Annotated in this window: 3 protein-coding genes and 1 pseudogene; 3 read left to right on the forward strand and 1 reads right to left on the reverse strand. The window is 72.4% G+C overall.

The window, feature by feature from the left end:
- A pseudogene (locus ACWDX9_RS61345) lies at nucleotides 1-554 on the forward strand (helicase-associated domain-containing protein); the annotation flags it as partial.
- Here the strand turns inward: ACWDX9_RS61345 and ACWDX9_RS61350 are convergent.
- The gene (locus tag ACWDX9_RS61350; protein ID WP_449973122.1) at nucleotides 538-1,548 is read right to left on the reverse strand and encodes an ABC transporter substrate-binding protein; all 1,011 of its coding nucleotides are present in this window, start codon (nucleotides 1,546-1,548) and stop codon (nucleotides 538-540) included. The pseudogene ACWDX9_RS61345 and the gene ACWDX9_RS61350 sit on opposite strands and share 17 nt — an antisense overlap.
- An 85-nt stretch (nucleotides 1,549-1,633) precedes the next feature.
- On the opposite strand from ACWDX9_RS61350, the gene ACWDX9_RS61355 reads away from it, so the two are divergent.
- Nucleotides 1,634-2,716 (forward strand): FecCD family ABC transporter permease, encoded by a 1,083-nt coding sequence (locus tag ACWDX9_RS61355; protein WP_449973123.1) that lies wholly within the window; start codon nucleotides 1,634-1,636, stop codon nucleotides 2,714-2,716.
- A partial coding sequence (locus tag ACWDX9_RS61360) for a FecCD family ABC transporter permease (RefSeq protein ID WP_449973124.1) occupies nucleotides 2,713-3,375 on the forward strand: 663 nt, incomplete at its 3' end. The genes ACWDX9_RS61355 and ACWDX9_RS61360, both read left to right, overlap by 4 nt.

Consider the following 3,375-nt stretch of genomic DNA (forward strand, 5'->3'; position numbering starts at 1 on the left):
GCCTGCGGCTGCTCGCGCCCACGGTGCTGGTGAGCGCCGCGCCGGCCGACCGCACGCTGGCCGCGCTGCGCGAGGTCGGCTACTCCCCCGTGCCCGTCGCCGACACCGGCCAGATCACCATCCACCGCGCCAGGCCCGAGGAGCCGCCGAACGGCAAGCTGATCCTGCTTCCGGGCGGCCAGGTGGCCGAGCTGTCGGAGTTCCCCGGCCTCGCGGAGCTGGAGGTGCCCTACATGCTCGCCGAGCCGACGCCCGACCCGTACGAGCATGCCCGCCGCCTGGTCACGGCCGGCCGGACCGCGGACGACAGGAACGGCCGCACGTGGGCGATCATCGGCAGGATGGCCACCAGGCTGCCGACGGCCCAGCAGTCGCTGCTCGGGTTCGTGGTCGACCGGGGCGTGCGCGCCGGCATCACGCTCACCGACGGGCTGACCGCCACGATCAGCCACGGCGAGCTCAAGGGCGGCGCGCTGGACGCGTGGTGCGAGGAGGCGGGCGACTACCTCGAGTTCCCCCTCGCCGAGATCGTCGAGGTCAGGGGAGCTCTTTAGCCTTCTTCAGGTTGGCCACCAGCCCTTCGAGGAAGGCCGCGTAGCCCTGGTAGCTGTAGGGCGCCTCGGCGTTCCACGGGTAGAGCTGGCCGGCCTTGACCGCGGGGAGCTTGGCGAAGGTGGGCTTCTTCATCATCTCCCCGGGCTTGAGCGACTGGGTGCGGGTGTCGTAGAGGATCACGTCGGCGTCGTACTCGTCGGCGTTCTCCCAGCTCAGCGTCTGGAAGAAGCCGCCCTCGTCCACCTTCGCGGGCTTGACGACGTCGAGGCCCGCGTCCATCAGGTGCACGATGTCCGGGTACTCCGGCGGGTTGACCACCCACATCGCGTCGGGGCCGCCGGACATCATGAGGATCTTGAGGTTCTTGAACTGCGCGAGCTCCTTGGTGGCGGCCTCCATGCGGGCCTTGGCCTCGGGCACGCCCTGCATGTCGGCGCCGAGTGACCTGGCCAGCTCCTCGTACTTGCCGATCACCTGGGTGGCGCTGCGGCCGGTCAGCATGATGCCCGCGGTCGGGGCGACCTGCTCGATGGTGTCCTTCGACTTCTCGGGCACGTACCAGAGAGTGCCCTTGATGTACATGCTGCTGACCAGGAGGTCGGGCTGGAGCGCGATGTACTGCTCGACGTTGAACTCGTCCCACACGTTGCCCAGGCCCTGGACCTTGGTGATGTCGACGTTGCCGACCTGCGGGTCCTTGGAGCCGTCCTTGAGCTTGTGCGGGCCGAAGACGGCGACGGGGCGCACGCCGAAGTCCCACAGGGCGGCGGCGGCGCCGACCTGGGCGACGATCCTGGACGGGGTCTTGGGCTGCTCGGCCTTCTTGCCGCGGTCGTCGGTGAACGTCCAGCCCTGGGCGGCGCCCGAAGCAGTGGCGGCGGGGGCGGACCCGCCGGTGGCCGGCTCGCCGCCGCACGCCGCCAGTGTCAGGGCTGCCGCGAGGCCCGCGGCGGACGCCAGAAAACCCCTGCGAGGCAGGACCGGTCCCGACATGTACATCTCCTAAGGTTAGGCTTGCCTGATTACTGGGCGTTTAGATTAGCCTTGCCTAAGTTTGACCGCTACGAGAGGGGGTCGGGTGCGCCCGGCTGAAGACACGGCCCCGCCACACTGTGGGGCCACGACGGGCGATCCACCCGCCACCGGCCGCCCCGCTCCCGCCGCAAGGGCCTTCGTGCTCGTCGCCGGGCTCGTCGTCACGGTGGGCGTGCTGGCGCTCGTGGCGATGGCGAGCGTGGCGCTGGGGGCGCGGTCCGTGTCGTTCTCGACGGTGATCGACGCCTTCCTCGCCCCGAACGGCTCCAACGACCACACGGTCATCCGCGAGCTGCGCGTCCCGCGTACGCTGCTGGGCCTCGGCGTCGGCGCGACGCTCGGCCTGGCGGGGGCGCTCATGCAGAGCCTGACCCGCAACCCGCTGGCCGACCCCGGCCTGCTGGGCATCAACGAGGGGGCCGCGCTCGGCGTGACGCTGGCGCTCGGCCTGTTCGGGCTGTCCGATCCGGCGGTCTACGTCTGGTTCGCGTTCGGCGGCGCCGCGCTGGCCTCCGCCGTCGTCTACGCCCTGGCCTCCGCGGGCCGCTCGGGCTCCAGCCCGGTACGCCTCGCGCTCGCCGGCGTGGCCTTCGGCATGGTGTGCACGGCGGTGGCCTCGGCCATCCTGCGCATGGACGCGCAGACGTTCGACCGGATGCGGTTCTGGCTGACCGGGTCGCTGGCCGGGCAGACGGCCGACACCTTGGTGCGGCTGGCGCCGTTCATGGTGGCCGGGCTGGTGCTCGGGCTGCTGCTGGCCAGGCCGCTCAACCTGCTCGCCCTCGGCGACGACGCGGGCAGGGCGCTCGGCGTGGCCGTGAACCGTACCAGGATCCTCACCGGGGTGGCCGTCACGCTGCTGTGCGGCGCGGCCACCGCCGCCGCGGGACCGCTGTGGTTCGTGGGACTCATCGTGCCGCACGCCGTGCGCGCGGTGGTGGGGCCCGACCAGCGGTGGGTGCTCCCCTACTCGGCGCTGGCCGCGCCGGTGCTGCTGCTGGCGGCCGACGTGGTGGGGCGGGTCATCGCCCGGCCCGGAGAGGTGCAGGTGGGGATCGTGTGGGCGGTGATCGGCGCGCCGATCTTCATCATGCTGGCCAGGCGCAGGCGGGTGGCGGCGCTGTGACCATCCGCGTCGGCCCCTGGTCCGTACGGCTCGCGCCCCGCGCCCTGCTCGTCGGCGCGGTCCTCGTCGTGGTCGCCTGCGCGGTGACCGTGGCGGCCATCTCGACGGGCGAGTTCACGGTGCCCGTGCCCGACATCGTCTCCGCGCTCTTCGGCCAGGGCACGCCGGTCGCCGAGCTGATCGTCAACAAGCTGCGCGCCCCTCGCGTGGTGACCGGGCTGCTGGTCGGCGCGGCGTTCGGGGTGAGCGGCGCGATCTTCCAGAGCCTCACCAGGAACCCCCTGGGCAGCCCCGACTTCATCGGCTTCACCGCCGGCGCCTCGACGGGCGGCATCGTCGCCGTCGTGGCGGGCGGCTCGGCGATGGCGATCGCCGGTGGCGCGCTGGCCGGGTGCGTGCTCACGGCCGTGCTCGTGTACGCGCTGGCCTTCCGCGGCGGCGTGCAGGGCTACCGGCTGGTCCTGGTCGGCATCGGGGCGAACGCGCTGCTGCTGGCGGTCAACTCGTATCTGCTGACCAGGGCGAACATCAACGACGCGGCCACCGCGGGCGCCTGGCTCACCGGCAGCCTGAGCGGGCGCGGCTGGGATCACGCGATCCCCGTGGCGCTGGCGCTGGCCGTGCTGCTGCCGGTGTGCGCGTTCGTGGCGCGCCCGATG

The organism is Nonomuraea sp. NPDC003201, assembly GCF_053590415.1.

Excerpts from the sequence above, each read along its gene's own strand:
- ACWDX9_RS61350 (WP_449973122.1), bottom strand. The coding sequence starts at position 1,548 with ATGTCGGGACCGGTCCTGCCTCGCAGGGGTTTTCTGGCGTCCGCCGCG.